A 23,780-nucleotide genomic window follows, 5' to 3' on the forward strand; every position below is an offset into this window, starting at 1 on the left:
CCGCCGGATTACCAGTCAAGATCATCGGGTACCGAATCCGTCGTCCGGACCCGGTCCGGTACCGCAACCACCTCAACTGGATCAAAGGGTGATCGGGGTACACATGGAGCTGAACGAGAACGCGCGTATCGACACCAGCCAGGTGGACGACCGCCGGGGGTCCGGAGGCGGTGGGGGCATCGGCGGGATCCCCATCCCGATCGGCGGTGGCCGGGGCGGCATCGTCGGAATCGTCATCGCCGTCCTGGTCGCCCTGGTAGGTGGCGGCTTCGGGCTGAATGCCGCCACCAACGGCGGCGGTGGCGAGCAGGGTGACAACACGTCGCTGGAGCAGACCTGCGCGGCCGAGGACGCGCTGCAGAAGCTCGAGTGCCGCAACACCCTCTACGTCAACTCGATCCAGGCGTACTGGCGCACCGCGCTGCCGGAGGCCTTCGGTGACCAGTACAAGGCGACCGACACGGTCTTCTTCAGCCAGGCCGTCACCACCGCCTGCGGGCAGGCCGACTCCGGCGTCGGCCCGTTCTACTGCCCGGCCGACTCGCTGGTCTACATCGACCTGAGCTTCTACCAGGTGCTCGGCGAGCAGCTCGGCGCCGAGGGCGAGTTCGCCCAGCCGTACGTGCTCGCCCACGAGTACGGCCACCACGTGCAGAACCTGCTCGGCACCAACGAGCAGGTGCGCCGCCAGCAGCAGCGCGACCCGGACAACGCCAACGCCCTGTCGGTCAAGCTGGAGCTGCAGGCCGACTGCTACGCCGGGGCCTGGGCGAAGAACGCGACCGGGACCGCCGACGACAGCGGCCAGAAGATCTTCAAGAGCATCACCGAGCAGGACATCCAGCAGGCCATCGACACCGCCGAGAAGATCGGCGACGACGCCATCTCCAAGCGCGCCGACCGCCCGGTGAACCCCGACGAGTTCACCCACGGCTCGTCGGCGCAGCGCCGCGAGTGGTTCACGAAGGGCTACGAGACCGGCGACCCGAAGTCCTGCGACACCTTCAGCGGGACCGTGTAGTCGGCGCGCCCGGAGTTAGGAAGGGTCCCTTTTACCACGCCAGGCGTTAAGAAGGGGCCCTTCCATACTGCCGGACGAGGATGTGCACGGCGCGGGCGGCGGCGACCGCCGCGACCAGCACCGCGTGCCGGGGTTCGGGCACGTCGAGCAGACGCTCGGCGCGCAACGCCGCCAGCGGCGCGAGCCGCCGGTCGGCCAGCACCGCGTCGACCGCGCGCCGGTCGCCGCCGCACACCAGCGCGGCGAGCGTCCCGACCGCCGGCAGCAGCAGGCGTACGGCCAGGTCGACCGCGTCCGCGGTGGCCGCCTTCGCCTGGTTGTCCCGCCGTCGGGCGAACCGCTGCTGCGACCAGCCACCGGCCGCGGTGCGCCCCTGCACGTACCGGGTGTCCACCTTCGACACGGTCAACTCGTCGCCGTCGGCGACCCCGACCGCTACCGCCCCCTTGCGGGCGAGCAGCAGACCGAGCCGGCGGGGCGCGGTCACGGCGGCCACGAAGCCGGGGAGGTCGGCGGTTTCCGGGACGCCGGGCGGCGTGTGCAGTTCGGCGGTCTCGCCGTCCGGGGCGACGAGCATCAGCCCGTACGCCTCGCTGGTGACAGCGGGCGGACCGTGCCGGTCGGTGAAGCCGTCGACCCAACGCCCCACCCGCCCCGGCGCCACGTCCACCCAACGCCCGCCACCGGCCGCAGCCCTGAAACCCACCCCCAGAACCTACGCCCTCTGCCTGGGTGGCCGACATCTTCGGGGAAGGTGCTGCCTCCACGGCGCCGGTGCCGGCATCTTCCCCGATGTCGCGTGCTCGCCGCCTTACCCGGCGAGAAGCATGGTGAGAGCAAGCGTGGCGATGACGGCGCTCGACACCAGGGCGGTGACCAGGCGGCCACGCCGACCCGCCAGCACCCGGCCGACCAGGGTGCCGCTGCCGGCGACCAGAAGTTGCCAACTCGCCGAGGCGAGGAACGCCCCCAGCACGAACGCCCCGGCGGTGCCCGCGTCCGGGTCGGCGGCGTCGCGCCGACCCAGCACGAGCGCCGCGAAGTAGACCACGGTCGCCGGGTTCAGCAGGGTCAGCGCCAGCAACCCGGCGAACGCCCGTGAGGGGCTGTCCATCCCCGGGCGCTCCGCGGCCGGCACCGCGGCCGGGCGCAGGGCCCGGCAGGCGGTGTGCGCGGCGAGACCGAGCAGCACCACGGCGGCCACGACCCGCAGGGGCCCGGCGACCGGGGCGATCGTGGCGGCCAGGGCCACGCCGCCGATCGCCGCCACCGCGGCGTACAGTCCGTCGGCCGTCGCCACCCCGAGCGCGGCGGCAGCTCCGACCCGGAACGAGGTCCGCGCGGCCAGGCCCATGACCAGTACCGCGATCGCACCGACCGGGATGGCGACGCCGAACCCGGCGACCATTCCGGCCAGGAACGCCGCCGTCACGACGGCGGACGGCGCGCCGGGGCGGACCTCGGCCCGGTCCGCTGTCGACGCGCGGCGGTCACCGCACGGACAGGAACCTGCTTCGGGTACGCCTCGGTCACGCGCCCATTCTGGACCGCGGCCGGCCGGCGACGCCTCCGGTTTTGCGCGGGTGGATCGCACCCGCAGATCAGGTTCGGCGGACGGGGAGAACCGTCGGACGGGCCGAGAAACTTGTCGCTCCCACCCAGGGCGGCGGGACGAGGCCGCGGACACAATGGTCGGGCACGATCGCCTTCTACCGTCAGTGAGGTTCCGTGCCCAAGGACCGCATCCTGCCCAACGAGACTGCCGTGCCGCTGCTGCACTGCACGTCACCGGACGAGACCCTGGCGTTCTGGCAGGCCCTCGGCTTCGCAGTGACCTGGAAGCAGACGAAACCGTACGTGTACCTGGCGTTCCGGTTTAGTGGGTTCGAGTTGCACTACGACGGCGCGCCGAGCGCTGTCGACCCGTCGGCCGAGAACACCGGTGGTTGCCTGGTGTTCGTCGACGCGGTCGCGCCGTACCACGCGGCGTTCAGCGCGGCGATGCGTCGCGCGTACGGCAGGGTGCTCGCCAAGGGGCAGCCCCGGATCACCCGCTACCGGCCCGGTGCTTCCCGGTTCACCCTGGTCGACCCGTCCGGAAACTCGATCACCTTCATCAGGCGCGACGAGCCTGCGGAGCTGGAGTACGGCGGCGCGAAGGAGCTGGCGGGGCTGGCCCGGGTGCTCGACAACGCCCGGATCCTGCGCGACTTCAAGAGCGACGACAAGGCCGCCTTCCGGGCACTCAATTCCGGGCTACGCCGACACGGCGACGCGGCGCCGGCCGTCGAGCAGGCGTTGGCGCTGGCCGCGTTGATCGAGCTGTCGGTGGCGCTGGAGGAGCCGGAGCGGGTACCCGGCTGGGGCACCCGGCTACGGATGCTCCCGCTGACCGACGCGGAACTCCAGCAGGTGACCCGCGCCGTCTCCGACCCCGCCGTCCTCCTGGACTGGCTGCCCTCGCAGCCTTGATCGGATGATGGAGAACCGTCCGCCTGACGGCGTGTCCGACAGTTTTCCATCATCCGATCGAGGTGCCGGCCGCGCCACGGCAACGGCTCAGACGTTGAAGCCGAGCGAGCGGAGCTGGTCGCGTCCCTCGTCGGTGATCTTGTCCGGGCCCCACGGCGGGAGCCACACCCAGTTGATCCGGATGTCGTCGACCAGACCGCCGCCGGGGCCGGTGGTCAGCGCCTGCCGGGTCTGGTCCTCGATCACGTCGGTGAGCGGGCAGGCCGCCGAGGTCAGCGTCATGTCCAGGGTGGCGACGTTGTCGTCGCCGATGTGCACGCCGTACACCAGGCCGAGGTCGACCACGTTGATGCCCAGCTCCGGGTCGACGACGTCCTTCATCGCCTCCTCGATGTCGGCGACGGCAGCCTTACCGGCGGCCGGCGCCGTGGCGCCCTCGGTCGCGACGGCACCGCTCGTCGTCGCGGTGTCCCCCGTCTGCGGCGTCGCGGTTTCCTCGCTCATGCCTTCACCTCCGTCGGGCTCGCGCCCACACCGGCGCGTGCCGCGGCGTCCTTGAACGCCATCCACGGCAACAGCGCGCACTTGACCCGGGCGGGGTAGCGGGCGACACCCGCGAAAGCGACCCCGTCACCGAGTACGTCCTCGTCCGGCGTGACCTGGCCACGACCGGACATCAACTCCACGAACGCCTCGTGCACCTCGAACGCCTCGCCGGCGGCCCGGCCGGTGAGCAGCTCGTGCAGCACGCTCGCCGAGGCCTGGCTGATCGAGCAACCCATGCCGTCGTACGAGACGTCGTGCAGCACCGCGCCGTCGGTGGCCACCCGGACGGTCACCTCGTCACCACAGGTCGGGTTGACGTGGTGGGCCTCGGCGACCCGGCTCGCCGGGTCGCCGGCGTCCCGCAGACCACGGCCGTGCGGGCGCTTGTAGTGATCCAGGATGATCTCCTGGTAAAGAGATTCGAGCTGCATCAGCCGAACACCTTCCGCACCTTTTCCAGGCCCGCCACCAGGGCGTCGATCTCCTCGGTGGTGGTGTAGAGGTAGAACGACGCACGGGTGGTCGCCGGCACTCCGAAGCGGGTGCAGACCGGCCGGGCGCAGTGGTGCCCCACCCGCACCTGCACGCCGAGGGAGTCCAGCACCTGCCCCACGTCGTGCGGGTGCACGTCGCCCAGCGCGAAGGAGATGGTGCCGCCCCGGCCGACCGGCACGGTCGGGCCGAAGATCCGCAGGTCGGGCACCGACGCGAGGGCGTCCAGCGCGTACGCCGTCAGCTGCTTCTCGTGCCACTGGATCGCCGGCATGCCGATGCCGGTGAGGTAGTCCACGGCCGCGCCGAGCGCCACCGCCTCGGCGATCGGCGGGGTGCCCGCCTCGAAGCGCGCCGGCGGCGCGGCGAACGTCGAGCCCGCCATCGACACCGTCTCGATCATCGAGCCGCCGCCGAACACCGGCGGCATGGCCGCCAGTAGCTCGGCCCGGCCCCACAGCACCCCGATGCCGGTCGGCGCGCACATCTTGTGGCCGGTGAAGACGATGAAGTCCGCGTCGAGGTCGACCACGTCCATCGGCATGTGCGGCACCGACTGGGAGCAGTCCAGCAGCAGCAGCGCACCGACCGCACGCACCCGCGCGGTGATCCGCGAGGTGGCGTTGACGGTGCCGAGGATGTTGGACATGTGCACCAGCGAGACGATCTTCGTCCGTTCGGTGACCAGCTCGTCCAGGCCCGACTCGTCCAGCCGGCCGGCGTCGGTGACCGAAAACCAGCGCAGGGTCGCGCCGGTCCGCTCGGCCAGCAACTGCCAGGGCACGATGTTCGAGTGGTGCTCCATCTCGGAGATCACGATCTCGTCGCCGGGGCCCAGCCGGAACCGCGGGTCACCGTCCGGACGCAACGAGGCGTTCGAGAAGGCGTACGCCACGATGTTGATCGCCTCGGTGGAGTTCTTGGTGAACACCACCTCGTCGACGCTCGGCGCGTTGACGAACGCGGCGACCTTGGCCCGCGCGCCCTCGTACGCCTCGGTGGCCTCGGTGCCCAGCGTGTGCACCGAGCGCGAGACGTTGGCGTTGTGCATCGCGTAGTGCTCGGCGAGCACGTCGAGCACCTGGCGCGGCTTGTGCGAGGTGTTGGCGCTGTCCAGGTAGACGAGCCGGTGCCCGTTGACCTCCCGGTCGAGGATCGGGAAGTCGGCGCGGACGGCGGCGACGTCGTACCGGGGCACGTCGTCGTACTGCGGCATGCCCGCCGGGATCGCGATCGCGCTCATGCCGGCACCCCGCTTCGCTCCGTGCCGGAACGAGGCACCGACGGGCTGAGCCGATGGTTCGCTCGCTGACGCTCGCTCACGGTTGGTCAGGCCTTCGCCGAACCGGCTCCGGCGGCGTACCGCTCGTAGCCCTCTTCCTCGAGCTTGTCGGCCAGCTCCCGGCCGCCCTGCTCGACGATCCGACCGGCCACGAAGACGTGCACGTGGTCGGGCTTGATGTAGCGCAGGATCCGGGTGTAGTGGGTGATCAGCAGCATTCCGGTGTCGCCGTTGTCGCGGACCCGGTTGACGCCCTCACTGACCACGCGCAGCGCGTCCACGTCGAGGCCGGAGTCGGTCTCGTCGAGGATGGCGATCTTCGGCTTGAGCAGTTCCAGCTGCACGATCTCGTGCCGCTTCTTCTCGCCGCCGGAGAAGCCCTCGTTGACGTTGCGCTGGGCGAACGCCGGGTCCATCTGGAGGCGCTCCATCGCACCGCGCAGCTCGCCGCCCCAGGTGCGCAGCTTCGGCGCCTCGCCGTCGATGGCGGTCTTGGCGGTACGCAGGAAGTTGGCCACCGAGACACCGGGGACCTCGACCGGGTACTGCATGGCCAGGAAGAGGCCGGCGCGGGCCCGCTCGTCGACGGACATGGCCAGCACGTCCTCGCCGTCCAGGGTCACCGAACCGCCGGTGATCTCGTACTTGGGGTGCCCGGCGATCGAGTACGCCAGGGTGGACTTGCCGGAGCCGTTGGGGCCCATGATCGCATGGGTCTCCCCCGACCGCACGGTCAGGTCGACACCGGCCAGGATCGGCTTGAGCTCACCCTCGGGCAGCTTGACCGACACCTTCAGGTCGCGGATCTCCAGGGTGCTCATTATCGGGTCACTCCATTGCTCGGCGTCAGGCTGACGTAGATGTCCCCGTCACGGACCTCGACGGGGTAGACGGGAACGGGTTCGGTGGCGGGCAGCCCGGTGGGCTCACCCGTCCGCAGGTCGAAACGGGAACCGTGCAGCCAGCATTCCAGCGTGCAGCCGTCGACCTCGCCCTCGGAGAGGGCGACGGCGGCGTGCGAGCACTCGTCGTACACCGCGTGGAACGAGCCGTCCTCGGCGTGCACCAGCGCGATCTGGGCGCCGTCGACGGCCGCGCTGATCGCGGTGCCCTTCGGCACGTCCTCGGTCGAGCAGATCCTGATCATCAGGCGCCCGCCTTCGCCAGCCGGGCCTCGATCGCGTCCCCCAGGCGCTCGCGCAGGGACTCCACCGGGATCTTGTTGATCAGCTCGGCGAAGAAACCGCGCACCACCAGGCGCCGCGCCTCACCCTCCGGGATGCCCCGGGCCATCAGGTAGAAGAGCTGTTCGTCGTCGAAGCGGCCGGTCGCGCTCGCGTGGCCGGCGCCGGCGATCTCGCCGGTCTCGATCTCCAGATTGGGTACGGAGTCCGCCCGCGCGCCGTCGGTGAGCAGCAGGTTCCGGTTGATCTCGTACGTGTCGGTGCCGGTCGCCTCGGCCCGGATCAGGACGTCGCCCACCCAGACGGTGTGCGCGCTCTCCCCCTGCAGGGCACCCCGGTAGCCGACGTAGCTGCGGCAGTCCGGGACGCTGTGGTCGACCAGCTGCCGGTGTTCCAGGTGCTGGCCGGAGTCGGCGAAGTAGACGCCGTACAGCTCGGCCTCGCCGCCCCGGTCGGTGTACTCCACCGAGGTGTACTGCCGGACCAGGTCGCCGCCGAGGGTCACCTGGACGTGCGTGACCCGGGCGTCCCGGCCCAGCTTCAGCTTGAGGTGCTGCGCCTGCACGGCGTCGTCGGCCCAGTCGGCCACGGTGACCAGGGTCAGCTTCGCCCCGTCGGCGATGGAGACCTCGACGTTGTCGGCCAGGGTGGCCGAACCGGCGTGCTCGACGACCAGGGTCACCTCGGCGAAGCGGCCCACCTCGACGAAGGTGTGGCCGAACGCCGCCCGGTCGGCGCCCTCGCCGACCACACGCAGGCTCACCGGCGCCGGAACCACCGCCGAGGAGTCCACCCGGACCAGCAGCGCCCCGTCGGCGGCGCCGTACGCCAGCGCGCTGACCCGGTCGACCGGGGTGAGCACACTGCCGATCCGCTCGTCGTCGCGGCCGACCCGCGAGACGGTCACGCCCGCGGGCAGGTCACCGTACTCGTGCCGGACCGTGCCGGTCCCGGCCGGCGCGTCGCCGGTCAGGCCGCGCAGCCGCTTGAGCGGGGTGAAACGCCACTCCTCCTCCAGGCCGGTCAGGGCCGGGAAGTCGGCGACGTCGTACGAGCGGAGCGCCTGCGACTTGGTGCTGGGCGGCGCGGAAGCCTGGGTAGTCATCTCTTCCTTGGTCTGTCCTGTGACGACGATGTCTGGTGCTCGGTGCGGCGAGCCGGCGTGGCCGGCCCGCCGCGCGGGACGGGCGGCGTCAGCCGACCGCGCCCTCCATCTGGAGCTCGATCAGGCGGTTGAGTTCCAGGGCGTACTCCATCGGGAGCTCCTTGGCGATCGGCTCGATGAAGCCGCGGACGATCATCGCCATCGCCTCGTCCTCGCTCAGGCCCCGGCTCATCAGGTAGAAGAGCTGGTCGTCGCTGATCTTGGAGACGGTCGCCTCGTGCCCCATCGACACGTCGTCCTCGCGGATGTCGACGTACGGGTAGGTGTCCGAGCGGGAGATGGTGTCCACCAGCAGCGCGTCGCACTTCACCGTGCTGCGGCTGCTGTGCGAGCCCTCCAGCACCTGCACCAGGCCCCGGTACGAGGTCCGGCCACCGCCCCGGGCGATCGACTTCGACACGATGGTGCTGCTGGTGTGCGGCGCCGCGTGCACCATCTTGGCGCCGGCGTCCTGGTGCTGGCCCTCGCCGGCCATGGCCACCGAGAGCACCTCGCCCTTGGCGTGCTCGCCGGTCATGTAGACCGCCGGGTACTTCATGGTGACCTTGGAGCCGATGTTGCCGTCGACCCACTCCATGGTCGCGCCCTCGTGGCAGACGGCGCGCTTGGTGACCAGGTTGTAGACGTTGTTCGACCAGTTCTGGATGGTCGTGTAACGGCAGCGGGCGTTCTTCTTCACGATGATCTCCACGACCGCGCTGTGCAGCGAGTCGGAGGAGTACAGCGGCGCGGTGCAGCCCTCGACGTAGTGCACGTACGCACCCTCGTCGACGATGATCAGCGTCCGCTCGAACTGGCCCATGTTCTCCGTGTTGATCCGGAAGTAGGCCTGCAGCGGGATCTCCACGTGCACGCCCTTCGGCACGTAGATGAACGAGCCACCGGACCACACGGAGGTGTTCAGCGCGGCGAACTTGTTGTCGCCGACCGGGATCACCGTGCCGAAGTACTCCTTGAAGACGTCCTCGTGCTCGCGCAGCGCGGTGTCGGTGTCCAGGAACAGGACGCCCTGCTCCTCGAGGTCCTCGCGGATCTTGTGGTAGACGACCTCGGACTCGTACTGCGCGGCGACGCCGGCGACCAGCCGCTGCTTCTCCGCCTCCGGGATGCCCAGCCGGTCGTAGGTGTTCTTGATGTCCTCGGGCAGGTCCTCCCAGCTGGTGGCCTGCTTCTCGGTGGACCGCACGAAGTACTTGATGTTGTCGAAGTCGATCCCGGTGAGGTCGGCGCCCCAGGACGGCATCGGCTTGCGCCCGAACAGCCGCAGGCCCTTCAGCCGCAGGTCGAGCATCCAGGCCGGCTCGTTCTTCTTGGCCGAGATGTCCCGCACCACCGCCTCGCTGAGGCCACGCTGGGCGACCGCCCCGGCGGCGTCCGGGTCGGACCAGCCGTACTCGTAGCGACCGAGGGCGGCAAGCTGCTCTTCCTGGGTCAGGGGCTGGACGATCTGCTCGGTCATCTATCTGTCCTCACAGTGGTGACGGTCTTACCGGACTTGGCGCGCCCCGACTGGGCCGGGATGTGCGTGGTGCACACCCCGTCGCCGTGCGCGATGGTGGCCAGACGCTGCACGTGGGTGCCGACCAGACGGGAAATGACCGCCGTCTCGGCCTCGCACAGCTGGGGGAACTCGGCGGCCACGTGCGCCACCGGGCAGTGGTGCTGACAGAGCTGGCCGCCGGAGGCGATGGTGGACGCGTTGGCAGCGTATCCCTCCGCGGTCAACGCCCCGGCGAGTGCCTCCGCCCGGGCGAGCGGATCGTCACCGGCGTCCTCCATGGCGGCCCGGCACCGGGTCTCCAGGGCCGCCACCTGGTCGGTGGCGAACGCCTCGACCGCGTCCGAGCCGCCGTTGCGGGCGATCCAACGCAGCGCCGCGGTAGCCATGTTGTCGTAGTGGTGCGTGCCGCAGCGGCCCCGGGCCGCGTCGGTGAGCAGGAAGACCTTGGCCGGTCGGCCCCGTCCTCGACTGCCCCGGACGACCTGCTCGCGCGCCGTCACGTCGCCGTCGGCGAGCATGGCGTCGAGGTGCCGTCGGATCGCCGCCGGGCTGAGGCCCAACGCGTCGCCGAGCTGCGCGGCGGTGGTCGCGCCGCGCTCCAGTAGCAGCCGGGTCACCCGGTCCCGGGTGGAAAGATCGGACGCGGCGGGCTGGGAGGCGGCAGAATCAGGTGCGGCAGAATGGGACGCGGCAGCTCGACCGGCGGCCGCAGTGGCCACCGGTGGGTGCCCGGAGAGCCCCGCCGCGTTTTTCACAACGCCAACGTTACGTAATTCCCGGGGGGCCCGCAAACCCGGGGTCCGGTGATCCGAACCACCGCCGTGCCGGAGTCACCCGATCGGGCTCCACTACGTTGCGTAGGATTCGCTCCGTGAAGCCTGCCGTCCGGTTCCCGGTCTCCACCACGCTGCTGCGTCGTCTGACGTACGCCAACATCGTCGCGAACGTCGCGATCGTCGTCACCGGCGGGGCCGTCCGACTGACCGCGTCCGGTCTCGGCTGCCCCACCTGGCCCCGCTGCACCGACGAGTCCTACACCACCACGGCGGAGATGGGCGTGCACGGGGTGATCGAGTTCGGCAACCGGCTGCTCACCTTCGCCGTCGGCATCATCGCGCTGGCCACGCTGCTGGCGGTGTTGCTGCACCGTCCCCGGCGCCGGGGACTGCTGCCGCTGGCGGTCGCCGTGTTCCTCGGCATCCCGGCCCAGGCGGTGCTGGGTGGCATCACCGTGCTCACCGACCTCAACCCGTGGGTGGTCGGCCTGCACTTCCTGGCGTCGATGCTGGTGATCGCGGCCGCGTACGCCCTCTGGCAGCGGGCGAAGGACCCGGACGGACCGGTGGTCGCGGTGGTGCCGGCGCCGCTGCGGACCCTGGCCCGGATCACCACCGCGGTCAGCGCGGCGGTGCTGGTGATCGGCACCTGGGTGACCGGCAGCGGCCCGCACGCGGGCGACCACGGCGCGGCCCGCAACGGCCTGGACCCGGAGACGATCTCCCAGGTCCACGCCGACTCGGTCTTCCTGCTGATCGGCCTGTCGGTGGCGCTGGTGTTCGCGTTCCGGGCCGTCGGCGCCGCCCGGGCGTACCGGGCCGCGCTGGTGCTGGTCGCCGTGGAGCTGGGCCAGGGCCTGATCGGTTTCGTGCAGTACTTCACCGACCTGCCCGCCGTCCTCGTCGGCGCGCACATGCTCGGCTCCTGCCTGGTGCTGCTGGCCACCCTGTCGGTCCAGTGGTCGACCCGGGAGCGGCAGCCGGTGGCGCCCGCCCCGGCGCCGCCGTCCACCCCGGCCGTCGAACCGGTCGCCGCCAACGCCTGACCTGGCGGAAACTGCGTGGGCGCCCGGATGGAGGACAACGACTTCGCCGGCAACGCCGAAGGCGCGGTCCGGCTGGACACGCCGCCGGCGGGCGGTCACCGGCAGCGCGACCACCAGCAGGAGTGACCGGCCCGCCCGTGCTCAGCCCGGACGACGGGCGAGGTGGGTGACGATCGCGTCGGCGAGGCGATCGGCGGCACCGTCGCCGTGGCCGAGGAAGAGTGAGGGCTCGGTCAACTCCAGCTCCACCAGGACCGGGTCGCCGTCGGCCCCCGGGATCAGGTCCACCCGGGCGTAGAGCAGCCGGTCGGACCCGCCGGGCACCGCCGCGAGGGTCCGCCGCGCCACCGACAGCTGCTCCTCGGTGGCGGTCCGCGGGGCGATCTCCTCCGGCTTGTAGAGCCCGTCCATGCCGAGGTCGGGGCCGGTGAGCAGGGCACCCTTGCGGATCGCGTGACTGAACCGCAGCCCGTCCGGGCCGGTGACGAACAGCAGGGCGGTCTCCCCCGCCACGTCCACCGCCGAGAGGTACGGCTGGACCATGGTGACCCGGCCGGCCGCGCCGAGGCGCCGGACGTGCGCCCGGGCCAGGTCCCGGTGTCCGGGGTCGGACAGGTCGTAGCGGCCGGTGTCCTGGCTGCCGGCGCTGACCGAGGGCTTGAGCACGTACTCGCCCCGGTCGGCCGGGAGGTCCCACTCCTCGCCCGGCGCCACCCAGGTGGTGGGCACGGTCGGCACACCGGCGGCGGAGAGCTGGTCGAGGTAGCGCTTGTCGGTGTTCCAGGTGACCACGTCCGCCGGGTTGACCAGGGCCGGCACCGACGACGCCCAGGCGACGAAGGCGTCCCGGCGGGACATGTAGTCCCAGGGCGAACGGAGTACCACCAGGTCGTACGCGGACCAGTCGGCGGCCGGGTCGTCCCAGACGACGGGCTCCGCGGCCACCCCGCGGGCCGCGAGGGGACCGAGGACGAGCCGGTCGTCGTCCTCCAGGTCGGGGAAGGCGGAGCAGGTGACGAGAGCGACCCGGGGTTCCCCCCGGGTCGACTGGTGGTGGTTGGTCATCTATGTGTTCAGCGGGCCATGGTGCGCCGTGCCATCGACCGCCACAGGTCGTTGCTCGGGCGCATCTGGTCCATCAGTTCACGCTCCCACGCGTTCTCGACGGTGACTCCCGCCTTGGCGCACGCCTGACGTGCGACGACGGTGTCGTCGGCGAACTGGTCGCCCCACGCCCCGTCCTCGCCCACCAGCACGATCCGTGCGCCTCGCTTGCCGACGTACTCGATGACCGCCTTCGCGCCGCCGTGCCCGGCGGCGAACGACTTGATACCCGCGACCAGGCCGTTGGGGGCCTGGGCGTTGGCGGCCTGCTCAGCCGTCAGCGTCGTATCGGAACCATCTGCCATGACGCGAAGCCTAAGCAGATGTGCACCCGTGCGGGCGACTTTCGTGAACCTTTTGTGATGCCAATTACCCGCTGGTTTAAGGAAGACCACAGGTGATCTGCCCGTATTTATCCCTACTTAGAGGCCCGAATCGCTGTCACATAATTGCCGGATGTGGAACGCAAGTGGCGGGTCCGCCCTGTGACGAAACTTCCAATTGTCGGGCGGTAAAGACGGACAATTCATCGATGATGGCGACTTTTCCCTGACCTACGTCACTCACCGTGCACGCCCGGATCGATCCGGCTACGGATCGGTGAACGAGGAAACGGGCGGCACGAGCGGGTGGACGGCCGACCGGGCAGACCGGGCGGCCCGGGGCGCCGTCTCAGATCAGGGCGTCGAGCGCGACCGCGGCGAAGACGATGGTCAGATAGGTGGTGGACCAGTGGAACAGGCGCATCGGCTTGACCGCCTGGCCGCGGGTCGCGCGGCGGCAGAGCTTGTGCGCCTCGACCAGGAAGATCGCACCCACCACCAGGGTCGGTACGCCGTACACGGCGCTCATCCCCAGCGGCCAGACGGCCAGCGAGGTCAGCACGGTGAGCCAGGCGAAGAGCAGGATCTCGGCGTTGACCCGGCGGGTGGACGCCACCACCGGGAGCATCGGGATGCCCGCCCGGGCGTAGTCGTCCTTGTACTTCATCGCCAGCGGGTAGAAGTGCGGCATCTGCCAGAAGAAGACCACCGCGAACAGGCCCCACGCCGCCGGGGCGAGCGACCCGGTCACCGCCGCCCAGCCGATCAGCACCGGCGCCGCGCCGCAGGCGCCGCCCCAGAACGTGTTGGCCGTCGTGGTGCGCTTGAGCCAGAGGGTGTAGACGAGGTCGTAGTAGACGATCGCCGCCAGGGTGAGGCCGGCGGCCAGCAGGTTCGTGGCCGCCGCCATCAGGGCGACCGAGACGACCGCCAGCACCAGGCCGAAGACCAGCGCGTTGCGCGGCGACACGGTGTGCGCCGGCAGCGGGCGGCGCTTGGTGCGCCGCATCAGCTGGTCGATGTCCCGGTCGATGTAGCAGTTGAGGACGCTGGCCGCGCCCGCGGCGAGCGAGCCGCCCACCAGCACCACGGCGATCAGCCACAGCGACGGCAGGCCGCCGTGCGCGAGCATCATCGCCGGAACCGTGGTCACCAGGAGCAGCTCGACGATCCGCGGCTTGGTGAGCGTCACGTACGCCGCCACGACCGCCCGGACGTCACGCGGGCGGGCCGTCGGGGTCTCCGCGACCGTGCGCACCGGCTGCTGCCCGGCAGAGTTGCTGACGGGGCGCTCGGTGATCATGCTCACGGATTGCCACCTTCCGGCGTCGGGAGGGGAGTCGGGGCGGGCGGGACCGCGTCCGGGTCCACACCGCCCCACACACTACGCGCTGTCGTTTTGGCTGCCCGGGCGACCCGGTAACGGTGCGGGCCGTCACACCGCCGGGTCGTCGGCACGACCTGAACGGTCCGCCGCACCGGAACGTACAGAAGAGCATGCGGAGATCCCCGGGCGCACGTTTAGGACCGCTCGATAGGGTCATCAGTGAGGGTTCCGCCCATCTGCCGAGGAGCACAACCATCGTGGCTGCCAACCGACCCGAGCACCCCGCACTCAACTGGTCCGACCTCGACCGCCGGGCCGTCGACACGGTCCGCGTGCTGGCCATGGACGCCGTGGAGAAATCCGGCAACGGCCACCCGGGCACCGCGATGAGCCTCGCGCCCGCGGCGTACCTGCTCTTCAACCGGGTGATGCGGCACAACCCGGCCGACCCGAACTGGCCCGGGCGGGACCGTTTCGTGCTCTCCGCCGGGCACTCCAGCCTCACCCTCTACATCCAGCTCTTCCTCTCCGGGTACCCGCTGAGCCTGGAGGATCTGAAGTCGCTGCGGCAGTGGGGATCCCTCACCCCCGGCCACCCCGAGCACGGGCACACCCCCGGTGTGGAGACCACCACCGGGCCGCTCGGGCAGGGTCTGGGCAACGCGGTCGGCATGGCGATGGCGGCCCGCCGCGAGCGCGGCCTGTTCGACCCGGAGGCCGAGCCGGGCGCCTCGGTCTTCGACCACGACATCTGGTGCATCGCCTCCGACGGCGACATCGAGGAGGGCATCAGCCACGAGGCCAGCGCGCTCGCCGGCCACCAGCAGCTGGGCAATCTCTGCCTGATCTACGACGACAACGAGATCTCGATCGAGGACGACACCCGGATCGCCAAGAGCGAGGACGTCGCGGCCCGCTACGAGGCGTACGGCTGGCACGTGCAGACCGTCGACTGGCGCCGCGGCGAGGCCGACCAGGGCGACTACCACGAGGACGTGGAGGAGTTGTACCGGGCGCTGCTGGCGGCGAAGGCCGAGACCGCGCGCCCGTCCTTCATCGCGCTGCGCACCATCATCGGCTGGCCCGCGCCGAACAAGCAGAACACCGGCAAGATCCACGGCTCCGCGCTCGGCGCCGACGAGGTGGCCGCCACCAAGCAGCTCCTCGACTTCGACCCGGCCCAGACGTTCCAGGTCGACGAGGAGGTCCTCGGGCACGCCCGCACGGTGATGGGCCGGGGCGACGCGGCCCAGCAGGAGTGGACCCCCGCGTTCGACGCCTGGAAGAAGGCCAACCCGGAGCGCGCCGCGCTCTACGAGCGGATGGCCGGCCGGGTGCTGCCGCGGGGCTGGACCGACGCGCTGCCGGAGTTCCCCGCCGACGCCAAGGGGGTGGCGACGCGCGCCGCCTCCGGCAAGGTCCTGGAGGCCCTCGCCCCGGTGCTGCCGGAGCTGTGGGGCGGCTCGGCCGACCTGGCGGAGAGCAACAACACCACGATGAAGGGTGAGCCCTCCTTCATCCCGGCCGCGCACGCGACCAAGGACTTCCCCGGCCACGAGTACGGCCGCACCCTGCACTTCGGCATCCGCGAGCACGCCATGGGCGCGATTCTCAACGGCATCGCCCTGCACGGCGGCACCCGCCCGTACGGCGGCACGTTCCTCGTGTTCAGCGACTACATGCGCCCGTCGGTGCGGCTGGCCGCGCTGATGAAGCTGCCGGTGACCTACGTCTGGACGCACGACTCGATCGGCCTGGGCGAGGACGGTCCGACCCACCAGCCGGTCGAGCACCTGACCGCGCTGCGGGCCATCCCCGGGTTGGACGTGGTCCGCCCGGCCGACGCCAACGAGACCGTCTGGGCGTGGCGGCAGGCCCTGGAGCACACCGACCGGCCGACCGCGCTGGCGCTCAGCCGGCAGCCGTTGCCGACCCTGGACCGGTCGGTCCTGGCCGGTGCCGAGGGCGTGGCCAAGGGCGGCTACGTGCTGGCCGAGGCGTCCAACGGCAAGCCGCAGGTGATCATCGTCGGTACCGGCTCCGAGGTGCAGCTCTGCCTGACCGCCCGGGAGCGGTTGGAGGCCGACGGCACCCCGACCCGGGTCGTCTCGATGCCCTGCCAGGAGTGGTTCTACGAGCAGGACGAGGCGTACCGGGAGTCGGTCCTGCCCCGTGGGGTAAAGGCCCGGGTGAGCGTGGAGGCGGGCATCGCCATGTCGTGGCGCGGCGTGGTCGGCGACCTCGGCGAGAGCGTCAGCCTGGAGCACTACGGCGCGAGCGCCCCGCACACCGTGCTGTTCGAGCAGTTCGGCTTCACCGGGGACCGGATCGTCGCGGCGGCACACGCCTCGCTGGCCCGGGTGGGCGACATCACCGGTTTCACGACCGGCAACTGAGGGGAGCGTCGACGGCATGACAAGCGACAGGTTGAACGAGCTCACCGCCGCGGGTGTGGCGGTCTGGCTCGATGATCTTTCCCGGGTCCGACTCAGCTCCGGCGGGCTGGACCAGCTCCGCCGGGAGAAGCACGTCGCCGGGGTGACCACCAACCCGACGATCTTCGCGAAGGCGCTGAGCGACGCCGACACCTACGACTGGCAACTGCGCGACCTGGCCACCCGTGGGGTGGAGGTCGAGGAGGCCGTCCGCATGCTCACCACGTACGACGTGCGGTGGGCGTGCGACGTCATGCGCCCGTCGTACGACGGCAGCGCGGGCGTCGACGGCCGGGTCTCGATCGAGGTGGACCCGCGGCTGGCCCACGACACGGAGAAGACCGTCGCCGAGGCCAAGGCGCTGTGGTGGCTGGTCGACCGGCCGAACCTCTTCATCAAGATCCCGGCCACCGAGGCGGGCCTGCCGGCGATCACCGCGACCCTGGCCGAGGGGATCAGCGTCAACGTGACCCTGATCTTCAGCCTGGAGCGCTACTCGGCGGTGATGGAGGCGTTCCTCGCCGGCCTGGAGCAGGCGAAGGCCAACGGCCACGACCTCTCCAAGATCGGCTCGGTGGCGTCGTTCTTCGTCTCCCGGGTCGACTCCGAGATCGACAAGCGGCTGGAGAAGATCGGCTCCGAGCAGGCCAAGGCGCTGCGCGGGAAGGCCGCCGTGGCCAACGCGAAGCTGGCGTACGAGCGCTACGGCGAGGTCTTCTCCTCCGACCGCTGGCAGGCGCTCGCCGACGCCGGCGCGCACCCGCAGCGGCCGCTGTGGGCGTCCACCTCGACGAAGAACCCGGACTACCGGGACGTGATCTACGTCGAGGAGCTGATCGCCCCCGGCACGGTCAACACGATGCCCGAGCCGGTCATCCACGCGTACGCCGACCACGGCGAGACCCGGGGCGACACCATCACCGCCTCCTACGACGAGGCCCGGCAGGTCTTCGCCGACCTGGAGTCGGTGGGCGTCGACATCGACGACGCCATCGGCGTGCTGGAGCGCGAGGGTGTGGAGAAGTTCGAGACGAGCTGGCAGGAGCTGCTCGACGGGGTCCGCAAGTCGCTGGAGGCCGCCGCCGCCGGCAAGAGCGACCCGAGCGACGCCGCCAAGCCGAACGCGCGGGCCGCCCAGCAGGCGGGGGGCAATGCATGAGTGACCTGCTGTCCGGGGCCGTCGAGGCGGCCGCCGGTCTCTCCGTGCACGGCGCGGACGCGGTCGACCGGTCCGCTCCCGCCTCCACCCGCGACGCGCTGGTCAACGCCGGCGTGCCCGCCAAGCTCGCCGACAAGGACCCCACGCTGTGGGGCCCGGACGCCGAGGCGGAGGCGAAGGTCCGCCTCGGCTGGGTGGACACCCACCGGCAGAGCCGGGAGCTGCTCCCCCAGCTCGCCGAGCTGACCGCGGAACTGGCCGACCTCGACCACGTGGTGCTGGCCGGGATGGGCGGCTCGTCGCTGGCCCCCGAGGTCATCGCCCGTACCCTCGGCAAGCAGCTCACCGTGCTGGACACCACCGACCCGGGCCAGGTCCGGGCGGCGCTGGCCGACCGGCTGGAGCGCACCGTGGTCGTGGTGGCCAGCAAGTCGGGCTCCACCGTGGAGACCGACAGCCACCGCCGCGCGTACTGGCAGGCGTTCCTGGACGCCGGGATGACCGAGGCGGAGGCCGGCCGGCACTTCGTGATCGTCACCGACCCCGGTTCGCCGCTGGAGGCCACCGCCGCCGAGATGGGCGCCTTCACCGTGCTCGCCGACCCGAACGTCGGCGGGCGCTACTCCGCGCTGACCGCGTTCGGACTGGTCCCGTCCGCGCTGGTCGGCGTCGAGGTGGCCGAACTGCTGGACCAGGCCGACGAGCTGTCCCGGTCGCTGGGCGGGGACCGCGACAACCCGGGCCTGGCGCTCGGCGCGGCCCTCGGCGCGGCGGCCACCATGGGCCGGGACAAGGTCGCGCTGATCTCCGACGGCACCGGCATCGACGGGCTGGGCGACTGGGCCGAGCAGCTCATCGCCGAGTCCACCGGCAAGGCCGGCGTCGGCATCCTCCCGGTGGTGGTGGAGTCGCCGCAGAGCCCGGGTGCCACCGGCGCCGACGTGCTCACCGTCACCTACGGCGGCGCGCTGGCCGCCGGTGACGTTCCCGGCGGCGGCGCGAACCCGGACGTGGCGGTCAACGGCCCGCTCGGCGCCCAGTTCCTGACCTGGGAGTACGCCACCGCGATCGCCGGCGTGGTGCTGGGTATCGACCCGTTCAACCAGCCCAACGTCACCGAGTCCAAGGAGAACACCAACAAGATCCTGGCCTCGGGCCCGCCGGCGGAGACGCCGTCGTTCACCGAGGGCGCGATCGAGGTGTACGCGCCGCAGGGCCACCCCGGTGACCTGGCCGGCGTACTCCGGTGGCTGTCCGACGGGCTGGGCGACGACGGCTACCTCGCGGTGATGGCGTACCTGGACCGCTTCGCCGACGCCGACGCGGCCCGGCTGCGGCCGGCGCTGGCCGGCGCCTCCGGTCGTCCGGTCACCTTTGGTTGGGGGCCGCGCTTCCTGCACTCGACCGGCCAGTACCACAAGGGCGGTCCGCAGGTCGGCGGCTACCTCCAGCTCACCGGCGCGGTGACCGAGGACCTGCCGGTGCCCGGCAAGCCGTACACCTTCGGGGAGTTGCAGGCGGCGCAGGCCGCCGGCGACCGGCAGGCCCTGGCGGGCCGGGAGCGTCCGCTCGTGCGCCTGCACCTGACCGACCGGTCGGCCGGCGTGGCCCAGCTGCTCGATGCGGTTGGAGCGTTGCGGGCGTGACGATGACGAACGTGGACGACGCGGAGCGAGGAGGCGGCGTGAATCCGCTACGCGACGCGCAGGATCGGCGGCTGCCGAGGATCCCGGAGCCGTGCGCTCTGGTGATCTTCGGCGTCACCGGCGACCTGGCTCGGAAGAAGCTGCTGCCGGCCGTGTACGACCTGGCGAACCGGGGACTGCTGCCGCCGGGCTTCGTGGTGCTCGGGTTCGCCCGCCGGGACTGGGGTGACGGTGACTTCGAGTCCCTCGCCTACGAGGCGGCCAAGAAGCACGCCCGGACCCCCTGGCGGGAGGAGGTCTGGGCGCGGCTCGCCGGCAACATCAAGTTCGTCGGTGGTTCCTTCGACGACGACGCCGCGTTCGACCACCTCGCCGCGACGCTGGAGGATCTGCGCCAGACCCACGGCATTCCCGGCAACGCCGCCTTCTACTTCTCCATCCCCCCGGCGGCGTTCCCGGTCGTGCTCAAGCAGCTCGCCCGCACCGGCATGGCCGACAACGACAAGTGCGGCGGCTGGCGCCGGGTGGTGGTGGAGAAGCCGTTCGGCAACGACCTGCCGTCGGCGAAGTCCCTCAACGACCTGGTCGACGACGTGTTCACCCGCAACGACGTGTTCCGGATCGACCACTACCTGGGCAAGGAGACGGTCCAGAACATCCTCGCCCTGCGGTTCGCCAACAACCTGTTCGAGCCGCTGTGGAACTCCAAGTACGTCGACTCGGTGCAGATCACCATGGCCGAGGACGTGGGCATCGGTTCCCGGGCCGGCTTCTACGACGCGGCCGGCGCCGCCCGGGACGTCCTGCAGAACCACCTGCTCCAACTGCTGGCGCTGGTGGCGATGGAGGAACCGACCAGCTTCGACGCGGAGGAGATCCGCACCGAGAAGCTCAAGGTGCTCAAGGCGATCACCCTGCCGAAGGACGTCACCGAGGGCACCGTGCGCGGCCAGTACCTGCCCGGCTGGGTGGGCGGCCAGCGTGCCGTCGGCTACCTGGAGGAGGAGGGCGTTCCGGAGGACTCCACCACCGAGACGTACGTGGCCGTGCGGCTGGGCATCCAGAACCGGCGGTGGGCGGAGGTGCCGTTCTACATCCGGGCCGGCAAGCGACTGCCCCGGCGGGTGACCGAGGTCGCCATCATCTTCAAGCGCGCCCCGCACCTGCCGTTCAACGACGCCGACATGGAGTCGCTGGGCAACAACCAGCTGGTCATCCGGGTGCAGCCGGACGAGGGTGTGGTGCTGAAGTTCGGCTCCAAGGTGCCCGGCACCACGATGGAGGTCCGCGACATCGCGATGGACTTCCAGTACGGCGAGGCGTTCACCGAGTCCAGCCCGGAGGCGTACGAGCGGCTGGTCCTGGACGTGCTCATCGGGGACCGCACGCTCTTCCCCGACGCCGCCGAGGTCGAGCAGAGCTGGCAGGTCGTGGACCCGCTGGAGAAGGCGTGGGCGGGCACCACACCGGAGCCGTACCGGGCCGGCGAGTGGGGTCCCCGGGCCGCCGACGAGATGCTGGCCCGCGAGGGCCGGGCCTGGCGGCGGGCATGAGCGCGCACTGCGACCGAACCAGGAGGCACCCGTGATCGGGCTGTGGGACACCAGCGGCAACGAGGTGGTCAAGGCGCTCGCCGCCGAGCGGCGCAGCGCCGGCGGGGTCGCCAGCGGGATGGCACTCACCCTGATCGTGGTGGTGGACGAGAAGCGGGTACGCGAGGCGGAGGCGGCGGCCACCATCGCCGCCGCCGCCCACCCGTGCCGCCTGCTGGTGGTGGTCCGCTCCGACATCGAGCGGGACCGCACCCGGCTGGACGCGGAGATCGTCGTCGGCGGGCGGCTCGGGCCGTGCGAGGCGGTGGTCACCCGGATGTACGGGCGGCTGGCCCTGCACGCCGAGTCGGTGGTGATGCCGCTGCTGGTGCCCGACGTACCGGTCGTCACGTGGTGGCACGGCGATCCGCCGGCCGAGATCGCCACCGACTTCCTCGGTGTGGTCGCCGACCGGCGGATCACCGACGCCGGCCAGGCCGCCGACCCGATCGCGGCGCTGCGGCAGCGGGCCCGGGACTACGCGCCCGGGGACACCGACCTCGCGTGGACCCGGATCACCCTGTGGCGCACCCTCGTCGCGGGCGCGTTCGACACCACCGAGGCACGGGTCACCGAGGCGACCGTGGTCGCGCCCCGGACCGACCCGACCGCCGCGCTGATGAGCGGCTGGCTGGCCAGCCGGCTGGGCATCGTCCCGCAGTGGGAACACACCGACGAGTTCCCCCGGATGCGGGAGGTGCAGCTGCGCTGCGCCAACGGCGACCAGCTGACGCTGACCCGGGACGACAGCATGGCGACCTTCCGGCGTACCGGCCAGGAGGACCGGCGGCTGCCGCTGGTCCGGCGGCCGCTCGGCGACGAACTGGCCGAGGAACTGCGCCGGCTCGACGCCGACCAGGTGTACGCGGAGGCGCTCGGCGCCGCCGGTGGGCTGACCGGCCTGGACCAGCGGCCGGCCCAGCGGGTGCACGTCTGGAAGGACCCGGCCGAGGCCCAGCGGGCCGAGGCCGGAGTCACCGCCCACACCGGCACGAGTGCCGGGCACTGACCGTCCCGACGGCGGCACGGCACACCGGCCCGACCGGCCGGAGAGACGAAGGCAGAACGAATGAGTGAGGCGAGTGTCGCCGTCCACGCCGACGCCGACCTGCTGGCGCAGGCGGTGGCGGCCCGGTTGCTGGTGAAACTCCTCGACGCGCAGGCCGAACGCGGCCAGGCGTCGGTGGTGCTGACCGGGGGGCGGATCGCCGCGGCCGTGTACCGGGCTGTCGCCGCGCTGCCCGCCCGGGACGCGGTGGACTGGTCCCGGGTCGACGTGTGGTGGGGCGACGAGCGGTTCCTGCCGGCCGGGGACCCGGACCGCAACGAGACCCAGGCCCGCGCGGCGCTGCTGGACGTGGTGCCGCTGGACCCGGCCCGGATCCATCCGATGCCGGCGTCCGACGGCCCGGCCGGCGACGACCCGGAGGAGGCCGCCGCCCGGTACGCGGCGGAGCTGGCCGCGGCGGCCCCGGGCACCGCCCCGCTGCCGCACTTCGACGTGCTGATGCTGGGCGTCGGGGAGGACGGGCACGTCGCCTCGGTCTTCCCCGAGCATCCGGTGCACTACGAGAGCCGGCCGGTGAGCGCGGTGCGGGGCAGCCCGAAGCCGCCGCCGGTGCGGACCACGCTGACCCTGCCGGCGATCAACACCGCCGAGGAGGTGTGGCTGGTGGCCAGCGGCGCCGACAAGTCCCCGGCGGTCGGGATGGCCCTCGCGGGGGCGGGTTCGGTGCAGTTGCCGGCGGCCGGGGTGCAGGGCACCGGCCGTACGCTCTGGCTGCTGGACCGGGCCGCGGCCGCCGACGTGCCGACCCGCCTGCGCAGCCTCCGCTGAAGGGTAAGGAAGGGCACCTTTTTAACGCCTGGTGTAGAGGAAGGGCCCCCTTTTAACGTCGCGCGTTAAAAGGGGGCCCCTCCTTTCACTCGGGGCGGCCGCGGCGGCGGCGCAGGGCGGCCAGGGCCTCGGCGAGGATCGCCTCCCCCTCCTCCTCGGTGCGTCGCTCCTTCACGTACGCCAGGTGGGTCTTGTAGGGCTCGGCCCGGGTACGGCCCGGCGGGTTCCCGGCGTCCCGGCCGGCGGGGAGGCCGCAGCGCGGGCAGTCCCAGACGTCCGGCGGCGTCGCGTCCGCGGCCATCCGGATCTCCACCCGGTGGTCGTTGCGGCACCAGTAGGTGACCGGCCGGCACGGGGCTGGCTCGTAGCGTTCGGTGGGCCGGCCGGGGGCGGACCCGACCCGGGTGCCACGGATGACGTTGCCGTTCGACACGGCTGCTCGCTCCTGTCGTCGTGAGGGGGTACCGCCGCCGGACGGACCGGCGGCGGGCGACGCGGTGCAGCGGGTGGAACGACCGCGCGCGGCCCGTCTGGTGACGGACCGCGCGCGGGTGTGACGACTCGCGGGCTGCTCAGGCGCTGGTGAGCTGCAGACGCAGCCAGAGCCCCAACCCGACGATGCAGGCGAACCAGACGATGCCCACCAGGACCGTGTAGCGGTCGAGGTTCTTCTCCGCGACCGACGATCCGGCAAGGCTGGAGCTGACGCCGCCGCCGAACATGCTCGACAACCCACCACCCTTACCGCGGTGCAGCAGGATCAGCATGGTGAGAATGATGCTCGTGATGACCAGCAACACGATCAACGTGTATGCGAACCAGATCGGCATGGCTGGGGCAGTTCCTCTCGTTGCGGTCCTCGCCCGGGCAGA

General features: G+C 71.6%; 24 protein-coding genes. 9 read left to right on the forward strand and 15 right to left on the reverse strand.

Annotation, left to right across the window (positions count from 1 at the left end):
* Positions 1-103 precede the first annotated feature (103 nt).
* Entirely contained in the window at positions 104-1,021 is a 918-nt protein-coding gene (ypfJ, locus tag D7223_RS02405; RefSeq protein WP_120724286.1) for a KPN_02809 family neutral zinc metallopeptidase, read from the forward strand.
* Positions 1,022-1,067: 46 nt separating this feature from the next.
* On the opposite strand, the gene D7223_RS02410 is transcribed toward ypfJ, so the two are convergent.
* Together D7223_RS02410 and D7223_RS02415 are read right to left on the reverse strand one after the other, a co-directional pair.
* Positions 1,068-1,727, reverse strand: coding sequence for an acVLRF1 family peptidyl-tRNA hydrolase (locus D7223_RS02410; RefSeq protein ID WP_120724288.1), 660 nt, complete (start codon positions 1,725-1,727; stop codon positions 1,068-1,070).
* A gap of 105 nt (positions 1,728-1,832) precedes the next feature.
* Complete coding sequence (locus tag D7223_RS02415) at positions 1,833-2,429, reverse strand: LysE family transporter (protein ID WP_120725662.1); 597 nt, start codon at positions 2,427-2,429, stop codon at positions 1,833-1,835.
* Positions 2,430-2,749: 320 nt separating this feature from the next.
* Here D7223_RS02415 and D7223_RS02420 point away from each other — a divergent pair, with 320 nt between their 5' ends.
* Complete coding sequence (locus D7223_RS02420; protein ID WP_120724290.1) at positions 2,750-3,493, forward strand: VOC family protein; 744 nt, start codon at positions 2,750-2,752, stop codon at positions 3,491-3,493.
* A gap of 87 nt (positions 3,494-3,580) precedes the next feature.
* Here D7223_RS02420 and D7223_RS02425 read toward each other — a convergent pair whose 3' ends face one another.
* The 8 genes from D7223_RS02425 to D7223_RS02460 all read right to left on the reverse strand — a co-directional run bounded on the left by D7223_RS02425 (position 3,581) and on the right by D7223_RS02460 (position 10,418).
* A complete protein-coding gene (locus D7223_RS02425; RefSeq protein ID WP_120724292.1) occupies positions 3,581-3,997 on the reverse strand; it encodes a metal-sulfur cluster assembly factor in 417 nt (138 codons plus the stop codon).
* Positions 3,994-4,470, reverse strand: coding sequence for a Fe-S cluster assembly sulfur transfer protein SufU (gene sufU / locus D7223_RS02430; RefSeq protein ID WP_120724294.1), 477 nt, complete (start codon positions 4,468-4,470; stop codon positions 3,994-3,996). The genes D7223_RS02425 and sufU overlap by 4 nt, the downstream gene beginning before the upstream one ends.
* A complete protein-coding gene (locus D7223_RS02435; protein ID WP_120724296.1) occupies positions 4,470-5,774 on the reverse strand; it encodes a cysteine desulfurase in 1,305 nt (434 codons plus the stop codon). Before D7223_RS02435 ends, sufU begins: the two co-directional genes overlap by 1 nt.
* Before the next feature lie 86 nt (positions 5,775-5,860).
* A complete protein-coding gene (gene sufC / locus D7223_RS02440) occupies positions 5,861-6,634 on the reverse strand; it encodes a Fe-S cluster assembly ATPase SufC (protein ID WP_120724298.1) in 774 nt (257 codons plus the stop codon).
* Positions 6,634-6,960, reverse strand: coding sequence for a non-heme iron oxygenase ferredoxin subunit (locus D7223_RS02445; protein WP_120724300.1), 327 nt, complete (start codon positions 6,958-6,960; stop codon positions 6,634-6,636). The genes sufC and D7223_RS02445 overlap by 1 nt, the downstream gene beginning before the upstream one ends.
* Entirely contained in the window at positions 6,960-8,102 is a 1,143-nt protein-coding gene (sufD, locus tag D7223_RS02450; RefSeq protein ID WP_120724302.1) for a Fe-S cluster assembly protein SufD, read from the reverse strand. Before sufD ends, D7223_RS02445 begins: the two co-directional genes overlap by 1 nt.
* An 88-nt stretch (positions 8,103-8,190) precedes the next feature.
* On the reverse strand, positions 8,191-9,621 hold the full coding sequence (gene sufB, locus D7223_RS02455; RefSeq protein ID WP_120724305.1) for a Fe-S cluster assembly protein SufB: 1,431 nt from the start codon (positions 9,619-9,621) through the stop codon (positions 8,191-8,193).
* The gene (locus tag D7223_RS02460; RefSeq protein ID WP_186832185.1) at positions 9,618-10,418 is read right to left on the reverse strand and encodes a helix-turn-helix transcriptional regulator; all 801 of its coding nucleotides are present in this window, start codon (positions 10,416-10,418) and stop codon (positions 9,618-9,620) included. Before D7223_RS02460 ends, sufB begins: the two co-directional genes overlap by 4 nt.
* 98 nt (positions 10,419-10,516) lie before the next feature.
* Here D7223_RS02460 and D7223_RS02465 point away from each other — a divergent pair, with 98 nt between their 5' ends.
* A complete protein-coding gene (locus D7223_RS02465; protein WP_186832184.1) occupies positions 10,517-11,485 on the forward strand; it encodes a COX15/CtaA family protein in 969 nt (322 codons plus the stop codon).
* A 141-nt stretch (positions 11,486-11,626) separates the two neighbouring features.
* Here D7223_RS02465 and D7223_RS02470 read toward each other — a convergent pair whose 3' ends face one another.
* The 3 genes from D7223_RS02470 to D7223_RS02480 form a co-directional block, all read right to left on the reverse strand.
* Positions 11,627-12,550, reverse strand: a complete 924-nt coding sequence (locus D7223_RS02470) for an ATP-grasp domain-containing protein (protein ID WP_120724311.1) — start codon at positions 12,548-12,550, stop codon at positions 11,627-11,629.
* A gap of 8 nt (positions 12,551-12,558) precedes the next feature.
* A complete protein-coding gene (locus D7223_RS02475) occupies positions 12,559-12,894 on the reverse strand; it encodes a hypothetical protein (RefSeq protein ID WP_120724313.1) in 336 nt (111 codons plus the stop codon).
* Between the two features lie 367 nt (positions 12,895-13,261).
* On the reverse strand, positions 13,262-14,221 hold the full coding sequence (locus D7223_RS02480) for a heme o synthase (RefSeq protein ID WP_120724315.1): 960 nt from the start codon (positions 14,219-14,221) through the stop codon (positions 13,262-13,264).
* Between the two features lie 275 nt (positions 14,222-14,496).
* Between D7223_RS02480 and tkt the strand changes: the two genes are divergently transcribed.
* From tkt to pgl, 6 genes are read left to right on the forward strand one after another with little or no spacing between them, the layout of a single operon-like run.
* The gene (gene tkt, locus D7223_RS02485; RefSeq protein ID WP_120724317.1) at positions 14,497-16,635 is read left to right on the forward strand and encodes a transketolase; all 2,139 of its coding nucleotides are present in this window, start codon (positions 14,497-14,499) and stop codon (positions 16,633-16,635) included.
* A gap of 16 nt (positions 16,636-16,651) precedes the next feature.
* Positions 16,652-17,833: a transaldolase gene (gene tal / locus D7223_RS02490; protein WP_120724319.1), complete on the forward strand. Its 1,182-nt coding sequence runs from the start codon at positions 16,652-16,654 to the stop codon at positions 17,831-17,833.
* Positions 17,830-19,479 carry a glucose-6-phosphate isomerase gene (locus D7223_RS02495; RefSeq protein ID WP_120724321.1) on the forward strand — a complete coding sequence of 550 codons (1,650 nt, stop codon included), beginning with the start codon at positions 17,830-17,832 and terminating at the stop codon, positions 19,477-19,479. The genes tal and D7223_RS02495 overlap by 4 nt, the downstream gene beginning before the upstream one ends.
* 2 nt (positions 19,480-19,481) lie before the next feature.
* Positions 19,482-21,032, forward strand: coding sequence for a glucose-6-phosphate dehydrogenase (gene zwf, locus D7223_RS02500; protein ID WP_120724323.1), 1,551 nt, complete (start codon positions 19,482-19,484; stop codon positions 21,030-21,032).
* Between the two features lie 31 nt (positions 21,033-21,063).
* Positions 21,064-22,080, forward strand: coding sequence for a glucose-6-phosphate dehydrogenase assembly protein OpcA (locus tag D7223_RS02505; protein WP_120724325.1), 1,017 nt, complete (start codon positions 21,064-21,066; stop codon positions 22,078-22,080).
* Between the two features lie 60 nt (positions 22,081-22,140).
* Positions 22,141-22,908, forward strand: coding sequence for a 6-phosphogluconolactonase (pgl, locus tag D7223_RS02510; RefSeq protein ID WP_120724327.1), 768 nt, complete (start codon positions 22,141-22,143; stop codon positions 22,906-22,908).
* An 85-nt stretch (positions 22,909-22,993) separates the two neighbouring features.
* Here pgl and D7223_RS02515 read toward each other — a convergent pair whose 3' ends face one another.
* Together D7223_RS02515 and secG are read right to left on the reverse strand one after the other, a co-directional pair.
* Positions 22,994-23,341, reverse strand: a complete 348-nt coding sequence (locus tag D7223_RS02515) for an RNA polymerase-binding protein RbpA (RefSeq protein WP_120724328.1) — start codon at positions 23,339-23,341, stop codon at positions 22,994-22,996.
* Between the two features lie 139 nt (positions 23,342-23,480).
* Complete coding sequence (gene secG, locus D7223_RS02520) at positions 23,481-23,738, reverse strand: preprotein translocase subunit SecG (protein WP_120724330.1); 258 nt, start codon at positions 23,736-23,738, stop codon at positions 23,481-23,483.
* Positions 23,739-23,780: the final 42 nt, after the last annotated feature.

Origin of the sequence: Micromonospora endolithica (genome assembly GCF_003626595.1) — a bacterium.
Taxonomy (GTDB): Bacteria; Actinomycetota; Actinomycetes; order Mycobacteriales; family Micromonosporaceae; genus Micromonospora; species Micromonospora endolithica.